Genomic DNA, 18,232 nt, shown 5'->3' on the forward strand with positions numbered 1-18,232 from the left:
ATTCTTGTCCGTCGGAAGTAAATTTTCCAGATTTGTTTGGAATTTGAAACGAATCGGATCCCCTTTTTTGAATTAACCGCAATCCGAATCTATTTTGTCTTCTTCCGACTTGGATGCCGGGACACAAGAGGATTCGAAAATATCGCTAAGACATCTGATCTCATACGAGGGGTGATCCTTGACTCCTTTTGCCTTCATTTCGTCCCTCTCCATTTTGATCCCGTCCACATGGATCCAAGAATCGGATTCCGATTTTCCCTGGGTTTCGATCCGTGCATAGATCAGATATTCATAATCTCCGAACTTCTTCATAAAAATTTTAGAATATCTAAAATCCGTTTTTACCAATTTTCTTCGGAAGTAACGTAGTTCTTTGGATTGGGAGCCTTGGAGAGAATCGTAGAATCTATTTACGGAATGTATAATTCCTAAAAAACCCAGTTGATCGGTTTTCAATTTCATCCAACCGAAATGATCCTCTATATCTTTGTTTTTTCTCGCCTTCATAAAAATCCTCCGGAGAAACGGGTTCTTTTCGAAGGAAATGGCTGAAAAAAATTTAGAGTTTTAGAAAAAAACGGGACCCAAGGTATAAACTTACCTTTCTCATTTGGGACCTTTGTATCGAACTTCAGGAGTTTTTATGCGGAGCATTTTAAATTCGAGTGGGTTCTGGTCCGGAATTTTTCCTTTTTGGATCATTTTTTTTCCGTTTCAAACCAATTCTTATTAAAGAAATCCAAGGAAAATCCCATAGCAACAACTTCGGTTTGGCCCAGGCCACCATCACGGTCATCGAGAAAGAGCGCATTGGAAACGTAGGATGAAAGAGAAGATGAGACTGAAACTTCAACAGAAGTTAGATCAAATCGATCGCGAATTAAGGGAGTAAAATTATGTTTATGGAAGTGAATCATATCGGCATCACCTCCCGTGATCCGGAAGTAAGTGCGAATTTTTATCGTGAAATTTTCGGTCTCCCCCAAGAGGAGGAGACCGAAAAAGCGGCAAAAGTCCTTGGCATCGGAAAATCGAATATTGCGATTTATGGGGAGAAGAATGATCCTTCTTCTCCCGTATTCGGGTCCGGATGTGATTTTGCGATCAGGGTAGATCCAAAAAGTTTCCGTGAGATCGAAGAAAGATTGTTCTCTCAAAGATTGGAATATGGTGTTCGTAAATCTTCTAAGACACTTTTTCTGAATTTCCAAGATCCGGACGGTTACTTGGTGGAATTGATGTGTGAAGAGGAATAGATCCTATCGTTCGTAATAGGACCTATTCCTTGGGTGCCATCCATTTCCCAGTAAGTGGTATAGTCCAAACAGGATTCGAAGTTCAAGATAGAGATTGCCAAAAAAGGCCAAGTAAAAAATGTACTCTTTACCTACATGGAAACGGAATTACTGGGCCTGTTCTGGACGGAAAAGATCAAGCTCAGCCAGTACACTATCCAAATCGTAAAGGATCTAAGCGATTCACAGCTGGATCATACCGACGCGTTGGGTGAAACAATTCGAAGGTATCTGAATTCTATTGTCGCTTCGGACTTTTTATTTCGTCTTTCCCTTCCGGTTTCATTAGGGATCAGTTCTATTCTTCCGATACCAAGACAAACAGAATCCGAGGTCGAAAAAGACTTGGTCAAAGTAAGAGATCTGTTCGGTTCTCCGGCTCTTCCCAGTAATTTAAAAGATATAATTGTTAGCTCCGCAGAAGGTCTATATTTCGAAGGATGTAATCCTTCTCTTCTTCCTACCTTACAACGCTGGAAAAAGATACTTTTACGTTTAGAAAAGTCCATCACCGGTCTGAATGGAAAAGATTCTTTAAAATATCGTTATTTTTCGGTCCTGGGTATTGTTTCCCTTCCGGTCGCCATTAATTATTTTTCCACCCAAAACCTATACTACCTCCGAAACGGAATCTTAAAAATAAAGGAGAATCCTTCTTTCCCGAAGTCCTAAGTCCTTAGAAAATGGAAAAACCTAAGGTTTAAACCTGCATCCATTTGACATTCTAAGGAGCATTCCAATGGCTAAAATTAAGGTGAAAACTCCTCTCGTCGAACTCGACGGGGACGAGATGACACGCATAATTTGGAAAGAAATTAAGGATCGTTTTATTCATCCTTATCTTGATATTGAATTAGATTATTATGATCTAGGCGTAGAATACCGCGATAAAACGGAAGATAAGGTCACTGTAGATTCCGCTAATGCTATTTTAAAATACGGAGTGGGCGTTAAGTGCGCTACCATCACCCCGAACCAAGATCGAGTCGTTGAATACAAACTCAAAAAAGAATGGAAGTCCCCGAACGGTACCATTCGTTCCATTTTGGACGGAACCGTATTCCGTAAACCGATCATCGTAAATAATATCCCTTCCGGAGTTAGGTCCTGGCAAAAACCGATCGTTGTCGGTCGTCACGCATTCGGTGACCTTTATAAAGACACCGAGCTATATATTCCGGAAGCTGGAAAAGTTGAGATCGTATTTACTACAAAAGACGGAAAAGAAAAAGAAAGAGTAACTATCAACGACTTCGACGGACCTGGAGTTGTGATGGGACAGTTCAACTTGGACAAGTCCATCTATAGCTTTGCAGAAGCTTGTTTCAATTACGCGATTTCCGAAAAGATCAATGTTTGGTTCGCTACAAAAGATACTATTTCCAAAAAATATCATGCTCGTTTCCGTGCGATCTTCGACGAAGTTTCCACTAAAAGAGCGGCGGAACTCAAAGCTGCAGGTATCGAATACTGGTATTACCTAATCGACGACGCGGTCGCTCAGATCGTTAAGAATCCTGGCGGAATGCTTTGGGCCCTTATGAATTACGACGGAGATGTGATGTCCGATATGGTTGCTTCCGGATTCGGATCGTTAGGACTTATGACTTCCGTTCTTGTTTCTCCTGACGGAAAATTCGAATACGAAGCGGCTCACGGAACTGTGACTCGTCACTATCGTCAGTATCAAAAGGGGGAAACCACTTCTACCAACTCTGTAGCTTCTATCTTTGCATGGACTGGAGCTCTTGCTAAGAGAGGAGAATTGGATGGAACTCCTGACGTAGTCGCTTTCGCTCAAAAATTAGAGAAGGCGGTAATCGATACGATCGAAGCGGGAGAGATGACCAAGGACTTGGTATTACTTACTACTACAAAAGGCCCGAAACAATTGGATACCTTCCAGTTTATGGAGGCGATCCAAAAACGCCTCTAAGTGGATGGGATTTTTACCCGTGAAATTTAAAGACACAATCAGAAGAAGGAGCCAATTATGGCTCCTTCTTTTTTTGTTTTCGGTCACAGCGATTTTCGGCCAAAAACTTAGTTTACCTAAGGACCCGACTCTTCCGACCGAACCAAGTTTGGATGCAAGAGGAGATGCGCCTAGTTCTTCCAATTCTTCGAATAACCAGAATTCAGGTCCGACTGTGAAGGCATTTTTTTGTGACGGTAGGACGATCACCGGGACTTGGAAATCCGCACCTAAAGAATTCTCATTTAAACATACGAGAGAGAATGTACAATATTCAAAAACATTAAAGTCGGAAGAAGTAGCCAGAATTCTTCTCAAGGCTTGGAAACTGGTTCCAGGAAAACCGAATTCTCAAGGTATTCCTTATAAGGCCGAACCTTGGGAGATACATTATAAAACCAAAAACGGGGAAACGTTCGAAAGGATAGGAGAGATCAAAAAAGATTTCGGAGAACTCAAGATCCAAAACGAATTGGGAGAAGCGAATTTGTTTTTTTACTGGATCGATCTACAATTCGAAAACAAAACCTGGTTCTCCAAATTGCCTAAAATAGAAGGTGATATCCGGCGGGAATGTCATCCGGACGTGATTGTCGGTATCGAGTTTCTTTAACCTGAAACGCAGACTTCAGGAAGGAAGCGAATAAATTTCCGCTGTGTACTTATTTCAAAAATTTACAGATCTCTTGTATATCGTACGGTTTGGAGAATAACTCTACACCGCTCGGTATCTTATCCAAAGCAAAAGAGGATTCCTCAGCGGCTGAAGTGATCCCCAATCGGATATGAGAATATGCGGGATTTTTTTGGACAATACTACAGAATTCGTTCCCGTTCATATCGGGCATATACATATCCGTAAAGATCGCTTCGAATTCCTGTGGATTTTTTTCCAAAATCTGGAGTGCATGTTTTCCTGAAATTGCGGTTTGGACCTCCGCTCCTTTAGATTCCAGTAATCTCCTGAATAACATCAGGTTCAATTCGGAATCGTCTATGATCAGTAATTTGCGTTTTGTTAAACTAGGATTTTTTTGAGAAGGATCCTTTTTCTCTTCCACTAGATCTTTTATGATTTCGTCGATCGTGCATTGAAAGGATTTCAGGTCTTGGGTTTTTTCAATAAAACCGTCTGCACCTACATTGTGAGCGATCATCCGATTTTCTTCCGTAAAATCGGATGTCACGAATATGATCCTGGCTCCCGAGGATGCGAATTTTTCCTTCTTATTCTTGCTTCTAATTTTTCTGCAAAGATCGAATCCGGTCCCTCCTTCTAAATAGATTCCTAAAGTGATCAGATCGAATTTTTTTTCTTTAGCAAGTAGTGCGGCTTCTTCTATAAGAGATATTTTTTGGACCTCGAATAAAGATGAGGAGAATTCGGAGGAGATAATTTCAAGGATGACCTTGCTTGCATCTACGATAAGTACTTTAAGTTTTTCCGCAGGCAAACCGGAGCCCTCTCTTAGGCTGTCTTGCTGAGGTATTTCCCGGTTCGCGTTCATGGTATTGGAGACGAATAGAACTTTTGATCTAGATTGGAAAATCCGTGTCTTTATTAAGGAAATTTATTATATGATTTATTAACGTTATATCCCATAACGGATCACCCTTCTTTCCCGAAAACCGACTTTCTATAGTCCGCAACGCGGGCTTCAGGAGCAAAGCGATCTATAGTCCGCAACGCGGGCTTCAGGAGCAAAGCGATCTATAGTCCGCAACGCGGGCTTCAGGAGTGAAGATTATAATCACGGATCGATCCTAATATAGCCTCATATATATCTTCCTGGGTTTTATAAAAATTTCCAGACAAATCTTCCCAGGTTCCGGGAATCTTTTCGGATACATTTAGATAGAAGATCGGCTGGGCCTTTCTCCCCCAAGGATCCGTACTAGGCAATACTGTCATAGATCCGAATGCCGAGAATATCAAAGAATACTCAGCTGATTGATGAGAAAAACGATACGTTTTTGGCCAATCCGTTTCAGGATCTTGTTTCCATATCAAAAAAGAAGAAAGTCCTCGGATCAATTCCGAAACGATTGCCTGCTTTTCTTCCAAAGGATTTTGAGTTTGTTTTCGGATTCCGTTCTTAGCTTGGTTCCAAAGTTTTTCTAGTTCGTCCAGAGGTGTTTCCGAAAACTTGCGATCCGATTCTCCTAAGCGTGCTTCCATATATTCTATTCTATGTTTAAACTTTGTATTGGTTCGCGTAAGAGAAGATTCAGCGGATACTCCCAGCTTTCTTGCTAGGTTCACTATAGTAAAAAGAAGATCTCCCAATTCTTCTTCTATCCTGATTTGATTAGAAGAAGGATCCGAAATGCCTCTGATCTCCTCCAAGAATTCCTGAAGTTCTTCATTCAACTTTTCTTCTACACCTTTTATGTCTTCCCAATCGAAACCGGCGTTAGCTGCCTTCTTCTGGAATTTTTCCGCCTTTAATAGGGAAGGGAATGTTTCAGGGACTTCGGATAAGATGGATTTCGGTTTGGAAGTTTTTTGTCTGAGCTGTTTTTCTTTTTCTTTGAAAAGATCCCAGTTGGCGACGACCTCGTTAGCCGAAGAGATATCCTTTGTTTCCGGATCGAATACATGGGGGTGCCGTAATACAAGTTTTTCGGCAACATCCTTTGCGACTTCTTCCAAATCGAATGCACCTCTTTCGGATGCAATTTGGGAATGAAGTACCACTTGAAATAATAGATCCCCCAGCTCCTCCTTGGTATGCTCGTCGTTCCCTTGAAGTATTGCTTCTACAACTTCCTGAGATTCTTCGATTAAATAAGGCACTAGGGTAGAATGTGTCTGCTCTCTATCCCAAGGACAACCTTCCGGACTTCTGAGTTTAGAAGTTATGTCTTGGAGAAATGCCATCGAGTTCGGATAGTCTTTCGGGTCGGGAGCTTTCATTAAATACTAGGCTCGATTTTCGATTCCGAATTCCCAGCCTTTTTCCCGGAAATGAAGATTGACTGGTGGATTTATCCTCCCATCCTATCCGAAAATCCCTGTTTAAACCTAAGTACTTTCCAATCTGAAAGGTTTATGGTAAGATCGGGTAAAAAGGATACCAGAAAGAACATGTCACTATCTAAAAATTTGGTAGCTTTCGCATTACTAGTACTTGCGGTTCTCAGTCGTTTTCTTCCTCACTTGCCGAACTTCACTCCGGTTTTGGCGATTTCCATTTTCGGCGGAGTTTATTTCTCTAACCGTTGGTTGGCGATCGCTCTTCCTTTAGGAATTATGCTGATTAGCGACTTGTTGATCGGTCTTCACGATATGATCCCGGTGGTCTACGGATTATTCGTAGTGTATGCAATCGTAGGAATGAAGATTAAAGATCGTTTGGGTCTTGGATCTTTGGCGATTGTCGGTCTTGCTGGTTCCGTTTCTTTCTTCCTGATCACCAACTTTTTCGTTTGGTTGACATCCGGAATGTATACTTTGAACGGACAAGGATTGGTAGAATGTTATATCGCTGCGATCCCGTTCTTCAAATATAGCTTGCTCGGAGACTTTACTTACGTTTCCGTTCTGTTCGGTTCCTATTATTTATTGGAAAAGAACGGATTTGTCGCTTCCACCCAAGCAGCTTAATTTTTCCAGCTTGAAGCGCCGCAGCCATAAGCGGCGCTTTTCATTCTTCTTTCCTTAAATCGTTAAAGTTAAACTTAAGTAAATTCCGTAGAATTTATCATGTACTTCTTTTTGTAAGGCGGATCCTGTAGAGATCTGATCTAAAGGTTTGGAAACCTGATTTAAGAATAATACATCTCCAGGTGATCCGGGAATAACATTCGGATTATAATTGTAACCGGAAACCTTCGAGATCAATTCCGTGTATTGGAACCCTAAAGTATATTTTAACCAACGGCTTCTGAGTAAAGAAAGTCCCACATCGATCTCATATCCGGTCCTACTGAGTACATTCTCCTTTAGTCCACCTGGAGGAGCTGTATCTAAAATATAAGGTCCTCCTATTCCATTTAGAATACCTTGCGTGTTTCTATTATAATGTCCTAAAGTTCTAAAATAATCCGCTTTAAAATGTCCTAATAAGAATGCGTTAAAATTTTTGAAGATCCGAACTCCAATCTGAGGACCTAATCCGCCCGCTTTTTCTTCCGACTTTCCGAATCCATAATTCCCGGGGATCACTCCGTATTCGCTGGAAATGATATCCAAATTCCTTGCTCCGACAGCAATACCTATCCTTCCGGTTGCGGTTTGCATGTACCAAGCAAAGTTCAAAGAATAATCCAATCTTCTGTATTGAACTGAATGAAATTGTACCGGAGCAAGAGCGGACAATGCTGACGCGGTATCCACTGTCGTATAGGAAGGTTTGATCTTTAGATCCAAATAATTGAATTCTATTCCGAAAGTTTTGGCCGTATTCAAATAAGAAAGTTTAATAGGAAAGGCGGTCTTAGTATTTCCTTGGGGGCTGGAATAACTAGTGATACTATCGTTTAATAAGTTCGGATTTACGCCGGCATTTGCCGCGGCTGTTTGCGCATTTTCATAAGCGCCCGAAGCGGACAGTATCGTATTAAAATTATTAACACCGATATTCTTTTGTCTGGCTAGTACTTCCGATTCCCAGGTGGATTGTAATGCAGCGAATTGGATATCCAATGTAGGTCTATTGTAGGGTTTGGACAATTCCCTATCATGAAGTTCGTTCCGAACGTCTGCCGCTTGCTTTCGTTTTTCTGCTGCGAGTAATGCGAGCCTTCTTCTTTCGGCTTGGACCTGCGATTTACCTGCTTGGTATTCCAGCTCGTCTGCTTCTTTTTCTAAGGTTTCCGGATCCGGTAATTTCCCCTGGGAAAGTACGGGACTGGAAACGAATAAAAATATACCTAAAAATATGGATGCGGAAAGTTTCAGGAAAGTCTGCAAGGTTTACCTCTAAGTATTTCGCGTAGCTTTGTAATCGGAAAGACTAAGTATCTTTGACGCAAGACTCCAATTCTTTTTTATAGAAAGAATGAAAAAAGGGAGGAAGTATTTTCTTAAAATTCCAAGTTTTGAGGTATGGGTTTCGACTTTTCGGACGAATACAAAGAGATTGTCCAAAACATCCTTTCGGATCGGTTTTCCCAGGTTTCTAAGGTTTACGATCTAAAGGCCAGATCCAAAGGAGAAAGGAAATTTCTTGAGTTCCGATTGGAATTTAAAAAGGATGTTCAGCCTTTGGATTACCCTAAGATCTTGGGATCTTTACTAGACGATTTAAAACAGGAATTTCCTTATACGGAGATCATCATATATCCGAACCAAGGTTAGGTCCGAAATCTTTCTTCAGATCTGCTTCTTCTCTCAAATCAGGTTGCCAAACCTACTTCAAAATCGATCCTGACCCAGATGAAACCAGCCATTTGTGTATTCTGCGGTTCTAGACCTGGTAAGGAACCACGTTACCACCAAGCCGCAGTGTTCTTAGGTCATCTAATGGCCACTGAGGGAATTGGGCTGGTGTATGGAGGAGCAACCTCCGGATTGATGGGAGCCGTTGCCGATTCCGTTTTAGAAAAAGGCGGATCAGTAATCGGAGTTCTTCCCGAGTTCCTAACGAATAAAGAAATTGCTCATAAAGGAATTACGGAACTTATCTTAGTTCCAACCATGCATGAAAGAAAACTTCTCATGTACGAAAAATCCATAGCTTTTATCGCTTTGCCCGGCGGGATCGGAACCTTAGAAGAATTGGTCGAAGTAACTTCTTGGAATCAACTCGGAGTTCTTTCCAAACCGATCGGGATATTGAATGTAAACGGATTTTTCGATCCCTTATTGCAACAATTGGATCATATGGTCGAGGAAGGTTTCTTAGATTCTCAGACCAGAGAATGGATAGAAGTCAGCGCTGATCCCGAAGAACTTTTCGAAAAGATCATAAAAAGAAGTAGGATCTAAATTACTTTCCTTCTTCCGGATTCAGGAATTGTTTAAATATCTGCTGGAGGGCCGGACTTTCGGAAACTTCGGCTAACGCTAAAGGAGAATTTCCTTCCTTGTCTGTGGAATAAGGAGAAGCCCCATTTTTTACTAATAACTCGATCAGGTCCGTTTTTCCCGATTTTACGGCAAGTAGCAAAGGAGTCCGGCCAAGAATGTCCCGGACTTCTGCTTCGTAACCGTTGCTTAAGATCTTTTCTACTATATCCGTTTTTCCTTCGGAAGCAGCTCTAAACAATAAGGAGATTGTGGCCTTGTCAATGACCTTCAAAGTATGATGGAATTTCATTCTATAAGCTTCTTCTTTGGCTGTTTTACCGCTTAGATTTTTGGCCAAAGGATCTGCTCCTAAGTTCAGCAATCTTTCCAGACACTCTACGCTATCGTATAATGCAGAAAGAAGAAGAGGAGTATTTCCGTCTTGGTCCTTATTCTCTAATAAAGAACGTACTTCTTTATTCTCCGAAAATAGATCCAAGATTTCATAATCATTATGTAACGCGGTGAGATGAAGAATGGTCCGGCCTTCCGAATTTTTCTTTTTAGGATCCGCACCTTTGGAGACAAGATATTCCGCGATCTCTAAATGACCCATATCCACCGCGAGTAGAAGAGGGGAATAACCTTCTCCGTTTCTAGATTCTATATCCGGAGGATGATTGGGTAGATCGAATAATATCTCTACTAATTCTAATTTTCCGGAACTGATCGCTCTGGTTAAGGGAGTGTTGCCATCCATATCCCTGAGTTCGGGATCCGCTCCATAATCCAGTAGGATTGTTGTGAGCTCCGGATTCTCCGATTCCAATGCGAGAAGAAGTGCTGTTTCTCCCCTAGAGCTAGTCTCATTCGGATCGGAGCCGTATTCGACTAAAAGACCGGTAGCCTCTTTATTTCCTTCTTTGATAGCCCAGTACAATAGTCCGCAGCCGTATGAATCTCTTAGTTCAGGAAATTCTTCTGCGAAACCGTCTCTTGTCGCTGCCTCGGATAATAAGGCGCGAAGGGTTCCGTTATTGCTTGTCTTTACTGCCCGAAAAAGATCGTTCCAGTCCACGCCTGATTCTCCAGGAGGTAATACAATCCCAAGGTCGTTAGAAAAGAAAGCGGTATTCCGATTCCAACTAAGGAAACAGCAAGTCTAGGTGCAAGTCCCCATTCCGCTGCGAGAAGACTTCCGGTGATCATGGGAGCCATAGCGGATTCCATGATGAGTATCTTAAAATTTCTGAGAAAATTAGAGTCTAGATTCTTTTCTGAATAATGGAAGAATGTTCCGAAACAAAGCCAGACCAAGATGGGACCTATGATCAATTTGAATATTAAACCGAATAACAAAGGAATTCTCATCCTAAAAGAATTATCTGATTCTCTTTTGGGATTTTCGGCATTTGGTTCTTCGGAATTGACGCGAATGGTCCCAGGAAGTTGGAATCCGACTGAAAAAAGAGCAAGTGGGATGAGGGTGTCTCCGATCCTTGCAATCGCTGATTCAAGCTCAGGAGGAACAGAAATCGGACGAGAAACTAAAGATACCAATAACGCGATGAAGGGAGGGAAGGTGAATAATGTCTTCCAAATAGAGGATTTTGTTTCGGAAGATTGGAGCGCGTGCCTTGCCCTTGTCCCTAAATAAGTCCCGGGAATGGCAAGAGTGAGAAAAGTTCCAAGCTGGTCTATAATGAGTACTGTAGGAAGTCCCTCTTTCGAATAATAGGATTCTATTAGCGGTATTCCCAAAAAGGAAGTGTTTCCTAATCCCGCAGAAAGGCAAAGGCATACTACCGTACTTTCTTTCCAATGTAAAAGTTTTCCAACTAAGCTGAAGAATAAAAATCCGAATCCGAACAGAACCCAAGGCATGGAAGCAAAAGTTAAAAAGTTCCCATCCAGAGAAGCATGACGCAGAGGTCCGAATTCCATACAAGGAAGCGAAACGGAAATGATAAATGAATTGATAACCTTATGTGAATCGGAAGGAAATTTTCCTTTGCTGCGGATCAGTATCCCGAATAGAAAACAAAGTCCGATTACTATAAAATTAGACATGGATCGATCCTTTTCACACGAAAGCGTATTTAGGTCAAGGAAGGATTTGTAGCGATCTTTCTCCGATCTCTTTTTCTTCTAGATAGAATTTGATCTTATACTTTCCGGGAATTAAGATCTGCATTATTTCCCAGGCCTCGAAGTTGATCCCACCCGGGATCTTTTCCTGAAACGTAAAACTTGTTTTTTTCGTTTTTAGAGAGATGAACTCCGCCTTAAAAGTATAAGGCCCGGATTTATAGATCGGTATCGAAAGATAAAATTTCCGTTTTGTTTGGATTTTATCAATACAGGAAGATGTTTTATCAGGATCCGGAATGGATTGGCTGAAACAAAATTCTTCCACATTTGTGATCGGAAATCCTGGAGGAGTTTTTCCGTCCGGTGTCCAGTAAGCATTCTCCTCGCTTAAATATTCTTTTTCTTCCGATTCCGTTTTGAAAATCGTCGCAAAACTTTTTTTCTTTCGATTCTCTTCCGGTTTATAAACTTCGAAATGTAAATGAGGTCCTGTGCTGAATCCGGTATTTCCGGAGAGCCCGATTTTTTGCCCTGCGCTAACTTTATCTCCGGGTTTTACGAATACACCTTTGGATTGTAAATGTCCATAAATTGCGACTGTTCCGTCGGAATGTTCTATCACGATCCGGTTCGCTTTATCTATGAGTTTTGGGTCCCTTCTTCCTTCCGTAAATTTATCTTCCGTTTCGACTACAATCCCGTCTCTTGCGGCCAAAAGTGGAGTGCCTTCCGGAAGGACAAAGTCCAAAGAATAAGCTCCTCCGCCTTTATGTTCTTCTCCGCTATTATAACCTACCGAGATCCAAGATTTACCTTCATAAGGAAGCGTGTATACATAAGCATCATCGTGGATTGCGGATAAGTTTCCATAATATGCAACTGCTAATACTGATACCGGGCCAGAGGCTTCCGCATTCTCTTTCTTTTTGAAGGTCAGGACCTTCTTCTTTTCCGGATCGTTTAATACGAATGAGATCGGGCTTTGAGGTTCCGTTTCTATATTAGAACCTTCGATTGCAGTATAGACGGTGATATGAGTTCCGGGGATCAGGTTTTTGGCTTGGAGATAGACGGACGTTTGATCATTTTCCGTTTCGATGGAAGAACAGATATTTTTTTTATCACAATTCTGAATGCTGTCCGCAAATAAAGGGCAAACAAAAAAGGATAAAATTAAGGCCGCAAATCTTCGGATCATCATGTTATAAGATCGGAATTTAGGGGGAAATAAAACAGCCCGCTGCCGGAATTGAACCGGCGACCTTTTCATTACGAGGGAAATGCTCTACCCCTGAGCTAAGCGGGCAAAATTGAGGCTCAATAAAGGAACTCTAACGATCCCCTCTGGCGCTTCGGAATTCTTTTACCATCAAAGATGTGATACTGTCAAGAGCTTTCACCTGCTGCTTCAATTCGGAAGTTTCATGTCTGTCTGAAAAACTATAACAGGAATTTCGGACACCTTTATCCTTCATCCACCAATGTCTTCCGATCTCTCTTCTGGATTTAGGGTCCAAGTCTCCTTGGTACATTCTATACTCGTCCCATTCAGGTGGGAAATTTCTTTCTTTTAAGAAGAACGCATAAGCGGAAGAAAAACTTTGAGCTGCGTTTTGTAAAAGTTCGTTGATATGAAGGCAGCCCATCGTTTTGTCTTCGGGAAATTTTCTCATAATTTTGTTATAAGATATATCTTCTCCGATCAGATAAGAATACGTTTTGATCGCATGTGGACAGGTTTCGTAAGGAACTCGATCTTCTTCCACATCCAAGTCCATAATTTTCATCGTAGCTAAGTTCACGAGCATATATAAGGTCATGTCATGATACGGATCTCTTTGGCTGACTTCTATCAGGCAACTCGGAGGACTTTCTTCCGGAAACCAATAATATCTACTCTCGTATCTACGCTGGAAACCGCAGTCTTTGTATCTGATCTTTTGTTTTAATTGGGAAAGCGCCATACATTCTCCTGGTTCCTTTTTTTTCCCGAGCGATAGACCTGAAAGGATTTTACAACGTTTTGATTTGCTTTTTTAACATTCTTATCTATTCTACTCCCTACTTTACGGATTTTAGGGATGGCGTCGTTTTTTCAGGATAAGGTTTTTTTAGTCACAGGAGCAAGCTCGGGTATTGGCAGGGCTCTCGCATTAGAGTTGGAAAAGCAAGGAGCATACGTGGCGGCTATTGCCAGAAGGAAAGAAGCCCTTAAGGAATTGAAAAATTCCGCTTCTCATCCGGATAAAATTTTAGTTCTACAAGCGGATGTGATGTCCGAATCCGATTTAAAAAAAGCGGTGGAAGAATTTCGGAAAAAATTCAAGAGAGTGGACGGCTTCGTTCATTGTGCGGGAGTTTCCATGAGAGGAACCGCCGCTGAAACCGAGCTTAAGGTTTTTTACACGTTAATGGATACGAATTATTTCCCATTAGTGATCTTATACGGTCTATTGGAATCCGATCTTAGGCAAAGCGAAGGACATGTGGTAGCCGTTTCTTCGTTATTGGGAAAGTTTTCCACCCAGTTTAGATCCGGTTATGCTGCCAGTAAACATGCGGTCCAAGCCTTTATGGATAGTATTCGGCTGGAAAACGATAAGACGGGCATACACGTTATGACTGTTTTTCCAGGTATCGTTAAAACGGATATTTCGATTAAAGCGCTTTCCGAAGACGGTTCTCCTCACGGGATAATGGATGAAAAACAAAAGAAGGGATTGGATCCACATGCCGTCGCTAAAAAGATATTGAAAGGTATTGAACAAAGAAAAAGGGAAATTTTTCCTTCGAAGTTTGGAGAAAAGATCGATCTTATATTGAGCAAAATTGCCCCTAAGACCTTGGATAAAAAACTCCTAAAAACAAAAGTGAATTAAAAACTTTTTAATTTTTCACTTCCGTGATCAATCTGAGACCTGCTTTTCGATCATTCAATAGATTGGGAATTCCTCCGAAGTCTCTGGCGTATACTTTAGCTTCTTCTTTGGTGCTTGAATAAGAACCGCCTCGGATCACTTTTAGATGTTTTCCGAATCTTCCCGAATTCGGTCGATGTCCCGGATAAGGGATATAAGGTGAGCTGGTCCATTCCGCAACGTTTCCGCACATTCCGATCGCACCATAGGGACTTTGGCCTTTGGAAGGAAGTTCATAAACGGAGATCGTTCCTCTGCTTCCGCTTTCTCTTGTATTACAAAGTGCGGAATCGAATTCATTGCCGAAAGGGTAATCTTGGGGTTGGGAGATAAATTCGTAACTCTCGTCCTTCAATAATCTCCAAACAAGTCCTGTTCCTCTGGCGGCTTTCTCCCATTGCCATTCGCTCGGGATCTTTTTCCCGGCCCATTTAGAATATGCTTCCGCTTCTCTATACGTAAGGTTGGTTACCGGATGGTATTCCTTTCCTTTTGGGAATATTCCGTTTTCCCAATGAGGAGGAGGAGGAGTGCCGGTCTCTTTTAAGAATTTATTATATTCTTTATTGGTGACTTCGTACTTATCTATATAAAAGGAAGGAATTTCTTCTAAGCTGGATCTGTCGGGTGTTACGAATTTAGGATTATAACTATCGTCTCCCGGATCGGAACCTTGTCCGTATAGGAAATATCCCATATGCTCGTATAAAATCTTTCCGTTGGATTCATAACCGGTGTGAACGAGTACCATTTCTTTTCCGTCTTTCGGATGGAGAATATTTTTAGCTAAACGATTTCGGACCACATCTGTGGCATCAAATCTAGCAGGGTCTTGGTAGAATGTTTCTTCTCCATACGCCCCGATCAAAAGTCCCACGCCGATCAATTTAGCAGGTTTACCTTCTGCAATTGTAAAACTTCCTCTTAGTTCTATGGAAACCGGTTTAGTGAGTTTTCCTACTTTTCCGAATTCTACTTCTATATTCTCTATTTGGAAAGCGCCTATCTCTTCCATTTTCGGTTTTCTGAATAAAGGTAGATTCGATCTTTCGCTGAGAATTCCTCTGATCTCCTCTTCGGAACGTTCCGAGAAGTAGGAATTCCTACCTATTTTGATCTTAGCTTTTCCTTTGTTCCTATAAACGGAAAGAAGTTCTCCCGTCCAAAGGATCGCCTTCCTGGTATCGGAGGAAGCAGTTTCCTTTTCTTCTTGGCTTGTCCCGGTTTCCGAAAAAAGAAAAAGAAAACAGAATGAGATGAGTATAATAGCACTGGTCCTGGACATAGAAGAGTGAGGTCCTCTAAATTTAAAGATCGGCAGAATTCATCGATTTTTGGACGGTTTTTTATGACTTGGTGCCGATGTAAAATCCGGCGTTTAGGACTTTATGCCTTAGACTTTGGAAAGAGTGCATTCCCAGCTTTTCTCATCACATGGACCAGCTCTTCGAAAACGATCGGTTTCGAGATATAATCGTTCATTCCGGCACGCAGACAAAGGTCCCTATCTCCTTGCATTGCGGCCGCAGTCATAGCAATGATATACGGTTGCGACTCCAGGGGCCAAGTATTTCGAATGACTTGAGTTGCTTGTAGTCCGTCCATCTCGGGCATATGAACGTCCATAAAGATCAGATTGATCTTCTTTTCTCTCAGAGCGATCAAAGCTTCTTTTCCATTCGGAACGATAAACGGTTCGTATCCTAATTTTTGGATAATTCTTTTCGCCAGAGTTTGGTTGATCTCATTGTCTTCAGCCACCATGATCTTAAAGGGGAATTGGGAACTTAACATTTCTTTTTGGCTGGCAAGATACGAGGATCTTGTATTTGCTTTAGCTTTACTTCCACCTTCCGCTAAAATTTCCGTCACAATCCTTTCTATATCTTTTTTCTTTACCGGTTTACTCAGTTCTCCCGCAAATAATTCGACCGCGAGTTCTTTGTCCTTAGGGTCCAGGAAAGAAGAAGATAGGAGCACTAATGGGAAATGAAAATTCTTTTTGCGGATTTCTTGAGCTATCTCTATCCCCGTATTTCCGGGAAGATTAAAATCTAAGATCCCTATGTCAGGCATAATGTCCAGATCGAGTAGGTTTAATGCCTCTTCCTTGGATTTGGCGGAGAATGTAATAAGACCTAATATCTGCAATTGATACGCGAGTATCTTGAGGTTGGTAGGATTATCATCTAGTATGAGTACTTTTTTATTTTCTAATTCCGAGTTTGTCGCTTTTGATTCGATTTTCGTTTGGTTGTTTCCTTCTACCTGAATATAAAAGGAGAAGGTCGTGCCTACGTTCAATTCACTTTCTACCCAAATTACTCCCCCCATCATTTCTATTAAACGGGAAGATATGGAAAGCCCAAGTCCTGTTCCTCCATACTTTCTAGTGGAAGATGTGTCCACTTGGTAGAATGGTTGGAATAGTTCCTTTTGTTTTTCAGCAGGAATTCCGATCCCTGTATCTCTGATCGCAAATAAGATCGTATACAGTTTCCCTTCTAATTTGGAAACCTCGGCTGATAAAAAAATCTCGCCTTGTTCGGTGAATTTTAACGCGTTCCCGATCAAATTGATCAGGATCTGTTTTAGTCGTAAACTATCGCAAAAGATCCTGTCGGGCACATTCGGGTCCAGATAATAGACAAGATCGATCTGTTTTTGAGCGGCGCGAGATCTGAATAAGTCCAAAACCTCCTCGATCGTTTCGATAACCGAAAATTCTCTGATCTCCAAAGACAAGGTTCCGGATTCAATTTTAGAATAATCTAAAATATCGTTGATGATATTAAGCAGACTTTCTCCGCTTTTTTGAATGATCTCTGCGTATTCTTTTTGTTCGGTATTTAGATTGGAATCGATCAGAAGTTCCGTCATTCCGACCACTCCGTTCATAGGAGTCCTGATCTCATGGCTCATCATCGCCAAAAATTCAGACTTAGCACGGTTGGCCTTTTCAGCTTCTTCTTTGGCTTTTTTGAGATCGTGTTCGTAGTTTTTGCGAACAGAAATATCCGTGAATAACCCGCAGACGGAATATACCTCTCCTTCTAAGTCTACTAAGGGAACGATCACACAATAGAATGTTTTTTCTTCTTCGGAAACGACTAGGTCTAGTTCGAAATCCAAGGAACCTTGTTTTTCCAAGGATTTCGCTATTATCGTTGAAATGAACTGGGCTTTCTCATTTCCAAAAAGATTTTCCAGCCCCATATCCTGTCTTTTGTCTTTGTTAGCTAAGAAACGATTTGCGAATACTTGGTTGTGAAATAGAGTTCTTCCGTCCAGATCCATCATACAAAATGCGGAGGGCAGATTGTCCAAAATGGAAAGAAGCCTGGATTCACTTTCGATCAATCTATCAGTGATCCTTCTCTTTTCTTTGATATCTTTTTGGACGGTATAGGAACCGTAACCTACAACCAGAAAGGAAACTATGACTAAAGTAAGCAGGGAATAAGCGACTCTGGTCCCTCTCAAAGAATTGGTGGCATTCCTTTTGTTTAGGAGCTTAAATTCCTCCTCCTGCATATGGTTCAGAAGTTCCGTTATCTCTATCAGTATAATTCCCTTTTTGGATTCGAAGGACCTGGGTTGTTTTTCCGCAGTTGCGATCAGGTTGGAAATTCCTTGGAGCCTCACTTGTTGGATCTGATTGTCTTTGATCAAATTCTGTAAGATCTTAATTTCGCTTTTCAAGTTGGAGAATAACGATCTTGTATTTTCGAAAGCGGAGTTACCCTTATATGCTTGGGCCAGACCGATCTCTCTAGTAATACTCTTACATTGGTCGATTTCTTCGATGACAGTAAATGTATGTTTTATTAAAACTCCGGAGTTCTTTAACTCTATCATTCCGTACAAACTGATCAAACTCGCTATGATCAATAGTAAGGTAAGGGAGAAAAAGCCGATCAGCACTTTCCATTGTAAGAATTGGGATTTTTCTTTGATTTTTTCTAAAAAGGAAAATTTCATGAAAGACGTTCTGTGACTT

Annotated in this window: 19 protein-coding genes and 1 tRNA gene; 8 read left to right on the plus strand and 12 right to left on the minus strand. The window is 41.3% G+C overall.

What is annotated here, in order from left to right; genetic code table 11:
• Window positions 1-72: 72 nt before the first annotated feature.
• Both LEP1GSC192_RS09125 and LEP1GSC192_RS19945 read right to left on the minus strand, forming a co-directional pair.
• Window positions 73-507 (minus strand): hypothetical protein, encoded by a 435-nt coding sequence (locus LEP1GSC192_RS09125; protein WP_020769562.1) that lies wholly within the window; start codon window positions 505-507, stop codon window positions 73-75.
• 191 nt (window positions 508-698) lie between these two features.
• Window positions 699-917: a hypothetical protein gene (locus LEP1GSC192_RS19945; RefSeq protein ID WP_036089497.1), complete on the minus strand. Its 219-nt coding sequence runs from the start codon at window positions 915-917 to the stop codon at window positions 699-701.
• On the opposite strand from LEP1GSC192_RS19945, the gene LEP1GSC192_RS09135 reads away from it, so the two are divergent.
• The 4 genes from LEP1GSC192_RS09135 (at window position 903) to LEP1GSC192_RS09150 (ending at window position 3,883) form a co-directional block, all read left to right on the plus strand.
• On the plus strand, window positions 903-1,256 hold the full coding sequence (locus tag LEP1GSC192_RS09135; RefSeq protein ID WP_232420994.1) for a VOC family protein: 354 nt from the start codon (window positions 903-905) through the stop codon (window positions 1,254-1,256). The two genes, LEP1GSC192_RS19945 and LEP1GSC192_RS09135, sit on opposite strands and share 15 nt — an antisense overlap.
• A gap of 135 nt (window positions 1,257-1,391) precedes the next feature.
• Window positions 1,392-1,967 carry a hypothetical protein gene (locus LEP1GSC192_RS09140; RefSeq protein WP_020769567.1) on the plus strand — a complete coding sequence of 192 codons (576 nt, stop codon included), beginning with the start codon at window positions 1,392-1,394 and terminating at the stop codon, window positions 1,965-1,967.
• A 67-nt stretch (window positions 1,968-2,034) separates the two neighbouring features.
• Window positions 2,035-3,231, plus strand: coding sequence for an NADP-dependent isocitrate dehydrogenase (locus LEP1GSC192_RS09145; RefSeq protein WP_020769587.1), 1,197 nt, complete (start codon window positions 2,035-2,037; stop codon window positions 3,229-3,231).
• Between the two features lie 19 nt (window positions 3,232-3,250).
• Window positions 3,251-3,883: a hypothetical protein gene (locus LEP1GSC192_RS09150; RefSeq protein ID WP_020769709.1), complete on the plus strand. Its 633-nt coding sequence runs from the start codon at window positions 3,251-3,253 to the stop codon at window positions 3,881-3,883.
• A gap of 49 nt (window positions 3,884-3,932) precedes the next feature.
• Here the strand turns inward: LEP1GSC192_RS09150 and LEP1GSC192_RS09155 are convergent, their stop codons facing one another.
• Together LEP1GSC192_RS09155 and mazG are read right to left on the minus strand one after the other, a co-directional pair.
• The gene (locus tag LEP1GSC192_RS09155) at window positions 3,933-4,778 is read right to left on the minus strand and encodes a response regulator (protein WP_020769875.1); all 846 of its coding nucleotides are present in this window, start codon (window positions 4,776-4,778) and stop codon (window positions 3,933-3,935) included.
• A gap of 224 nt (window positions 4,779-5,002) precedes the next feature.
• On the minus strand, window positions 5,003-6,187 hold the full coding sequence (mazG, locus tag LEP1GSC192_RS09160) for a nucleoside triphosphate pyrophosphohydrolase (RefSeq protein WP_020769527.1): 1,185 nt from the start codon (window positions 6,185-6,187) through the stop codon (window positions 5,003-5,005).
• 171 nt (window positions 6,188-6,358) lie between these two features.
• On the opposite strand from mazG, the gene LEP1GSC192_RS09165 reads away from it, so the two are divergent.
• Window positions 6,359-6,877: a DUF6580 family putative transport protein gene (locus LEP1GSC192_RS09165; protein ID WP_036089631.1), complete on the plus strand. Its 519-nt coding sequence runs from the start codon at window positions 6,359-6,361 to the stop codon at window positions 6,875-6,877.
• Window positions 6,878-6,931: 54 nt separating this feature from the next.
• Here LEP1GSC192_RS09165 and LEP1GSC192_RS09170 read toward each other — a convergent pair whose 3' ends face one another.
• Window positions 6,932-8,185: an LA_2444/LA_4059 family outer membrane protein gene (locus tag LEP1GSC192_RS09170; RefSeq protein WP_020769745.1), complete on the minus strand. Its 1,254-nt coding sequence runs from the start codon at window positions 8,183-8,185 to the stop codon at window positions 6,932-6,934.
• 135 nt (window positions 8,186-8,320) lie between these two features.
• On the opposite strand from LEP1GSC192_RS09170, the gene LEP1GSC192_RS09175 reads away from it, so the two are divergent.
• Both LEP1GSC192_RS09175 and LEP1GSC192_RS09180 read left to right on the plus strand, forming a co-directional pair.
• Window positions 8,321-8,572, plus strand: coding sequence for a hypothetical protein (locus LEP1GSC192_RS09175; protein ID WP_020769563.1), 252 nt, complete (start codon window positions 8,321-8,323; stop codon window positions 8,570-8,572).
• Window positions 8,573-8,641: 69 nt separating this feature from the next.
• Window positions 8,642-9,202 carry a TIGR00730 family Rossman fold protein gene (locus LEP1GSC192_RS09180; RefSeq protein WP_198289311.1) on the plus strand — a complete coding sequence of 187 codons (561 nt, stop codon included), beginning with the start codon at window positions 8,642-8,644 and terminating at the stop codon, window positions 9,200-9,202.
• 1 nt (window position 9,203) lies between these two features.
• Here the strand turns inward: LEP1GSC192_RS09180 and LEP1GSC192_RS09185 are convergent, their stop codons facing one another.
• From LEP1GSC192_RS09185 to LEP1GSC192_RS09205, 5 genes are all read right to left on the minus strand, one after another.
• Window positions 9,204-10,301 carry an ankyrin repeat domain-containing protein gene (locus LEP1GSC192_RS09185; protein ID WP_020769733.1) on the minus strand — a complete coding sequence of 366 codons (1,098 nt, stop codon included), beginning with the start codon at window positions 10,299-10,301 and terminating at the stop codon, window positions 9,204-9,206.
• Window positions 10,271-11,293 carry an AEC family transporter gene (locus LEP1GSC192_RS09190; RefSeq protein WP_020769650.1) on the minus strand — a complete coding sequence of 341 codons (1,023 nt, stop codon included), beginning with the start codon at window positions 11,291-11,293 and terminating at the stop codon, window positions 10,271-10,273. The genes LEP1GSC192_RS09185 and LEP1GSC192_RS09190 overlap by 31 nt, the downstream gene beginning before the upstream one ends.
• 34 nt (window positions 11,294-11,327) lie before the next feature.
• On the minus strand, window positions 11,328-12,515 hold the full coding sequence (locus LEP1GSC192_RS09195; protein ID WP_020769683.1) for a M23 family metallopeptidase: 1,188 nt from the start codon (window positions 12,513-12,515) through the stop codon (window positions 11,328-11,330).
• A 33-nt stretch (window positions 12,516-12,548) separates the two neighbouring features.
• Window positions 12,549-12,620: transfer RNA gene (locus LEP1GSC192_RS09200), tRNA-Thr, on the minus strand.
• Window positions 12,621-12,645: 25 nt separating this feature from the next.
• Entirely contained in the window at window positions 12,646-13,278 is a 633-nt protein-coding gene (locus LEP1GSC192_RS09205) for a DUF2889 domain-containing protein (RefSeq protein WP_020769789.1), read from the minus strand.
• Between the two features lie 117 nt (window positions 13,279-13,395).
• Between LEP1GSC192_RS09205 and LEP1GSC192_RS09210 the strand changes: the two genes are divergently transcribed.
• Window positions 13,396-14,193, plus strand: coding sequence for an SDR family NAD(P)-dependent oxidoreductase (locus tag LEP1GSC192_RS09210; protein ID WP_020769484.1), 798 nt, complete (start codon window positions 13,396-13,398; stop codon window positions 14,191-14,193).
• Window positions 14,194-14,200: 7 nt separating this feature from the next.
• Here the strand turns inward: LEP1GSC192_RS09210 and LEP1GSC192_RS09215 are convergent, their stop codons facing one another.
• Together LEP1GSC192_RS09215 and LEP1GSC192_RS09220 are read right to left on the minus strand one after the other, a co-directional pair.
• Window positions 14,201-15,517: an SUMF1/EgtB/PvdO family nonheme iron enzyme gene (locus tag LEP1GSC192_RS09215; protein WP_020769574.1), complete on the minus strand. Its 1,317-nt coding sequence runs from the start codon at window positions 15,515-15,517 to the stop codon at window positions 14,201-14,203.
• Window positions 15,518-15,618: 101 nt separating this feature from the next.
• A complete protein-coding gene (locus tag LEP1GSC192_RS09220; RefSeq protein ID WP_020769879.1) occupies window positions 15,619-18,213 on the minus strand; it encodes a response regulator in 2,595 nt (864 codons plus the stop codon).
• Window positions 18,214-18,232: the final 19 nt, after the last annotated feature.

Origin of the sequence: Leptospira sp. B5-022, assembly GCF_000347035.1 — a bacterium.
In the GTDB taxonomy this organism is placed as follows: domain Bacteria; phylum Spirochaetota; class Leptospiria; order Leptospirales; family Leptospiraceae; genus Leptospira_B; species Leptospira_B cinconiae.

Bases quoted from the DNA above. Each gene is read 5' to 3' on its own strand.
- LEP1GSC192_RS09125 (WP_020769562.1), bottom strand. From the start codon at position 507: ATGAAGGCGAGAAAAAACAAAGATATAGAGGATCATTTCGGTTGGATG.
- LEP1GSC192_RS09135 (WP_232420994.1), top strand. From the start codon at position 903: ATGGAAGTGAATCATATCGGCATCACCTCCCGTGATCCGGAAGTAAGT.
- LEP1GSC192_RS19945 (WP_036089497.1), bottom strand. From the start codon at position 917: ATGATTCACTTCCATAAACATAATTTTACTCCCTTAATTCGCGATCGA.
- LEP1GSC192_RS09140 (WP_020769567.1), top strand. From the start codon at position 1,392: ATGGAAACGGAATTACTGGGCCTGTTCTGGACGGAAAAGATCAAGCTC.
- LEP1GSC192_RS09145 (WP_020769587.1), top strand. From the start codon at position 2,035: ATGGCTAAAATTAAGGTGAAAACTCCTCTCGTCGAACTCGACGGGGAC.
- LEP1GSC192_RS09155 (WP_020769875.1), bottom strand. From the start codon at position 4,778: ATGAACGCGAACCGGGAAATACCTCAGCAAGACAGCCTAAGAGAGGGC.
- mazG (WP_020769527.1), bottom strand. From the start codon at position 6,187: ATGAAAGCTCCCGACCCGAAAGACTATCCGAACTCGATGGCATTTCTC.
- LEP1GSC192_RS09165 (WP_036089631.1), top strand. From the start codon at position 6,359: ATGTCACTATCTAAAAATTTGGTAGCTTTCGCATTACTAGTACTTGCG.
- LEP1GSC192_RS09175 (WP_020769563.1), top strand. From the start codon at position 8,321: ATGGGTTTCGACTTTTCGGACGAATACAAAGAGATTGTCCAAAACATC.
- LEP1GSC192_RS09190 (WP_020769650.1), bottom strand. From the start codon at position 11,293: ATGTCTAATTTTATAGTAATCGGACTTTGTTTTCTATTCGGGATACTG.
- LEP1GSC192_RS09195 (WP_020769683.1), bottom strand. From the start codon at position 12,515: ATGATGATCCGAAGATTTGCGGCCTTAATTTTATCCTTTTTTGTTTGC.
- LEP1GSC192_RS09205 (WP_020769789.1), bottom strand. From the start codon at position 13,278: ATGGCGCTTTCCCAATTAAAACAAAAGATCAGATACAAAGACTGCGGT.
- LEP1GSC192_RS09210 (WP_020769484.1), top strand. From the start codon at position 13,396: ATGGCGTCGTTTTTTCAGGATAAGGTTTTTTTAGTCACAGGAGCAAGC.
- LEP1GSC192_RS09215 (WP_020769574.1), bottom strand. From the start codon at position 15,517: ATGTCCAGGACCAGTGCTATTATACTCATCTCATTCTGTTTTCTTTTT.
- LEP1GSC192_RS09220 (WP_020769879.1), bottom strand. From the start codon at position 18,213: ATGAAATTTTCCTTTTTAGAAAAAATCAAAGAAAAATCCCAATTCTTA.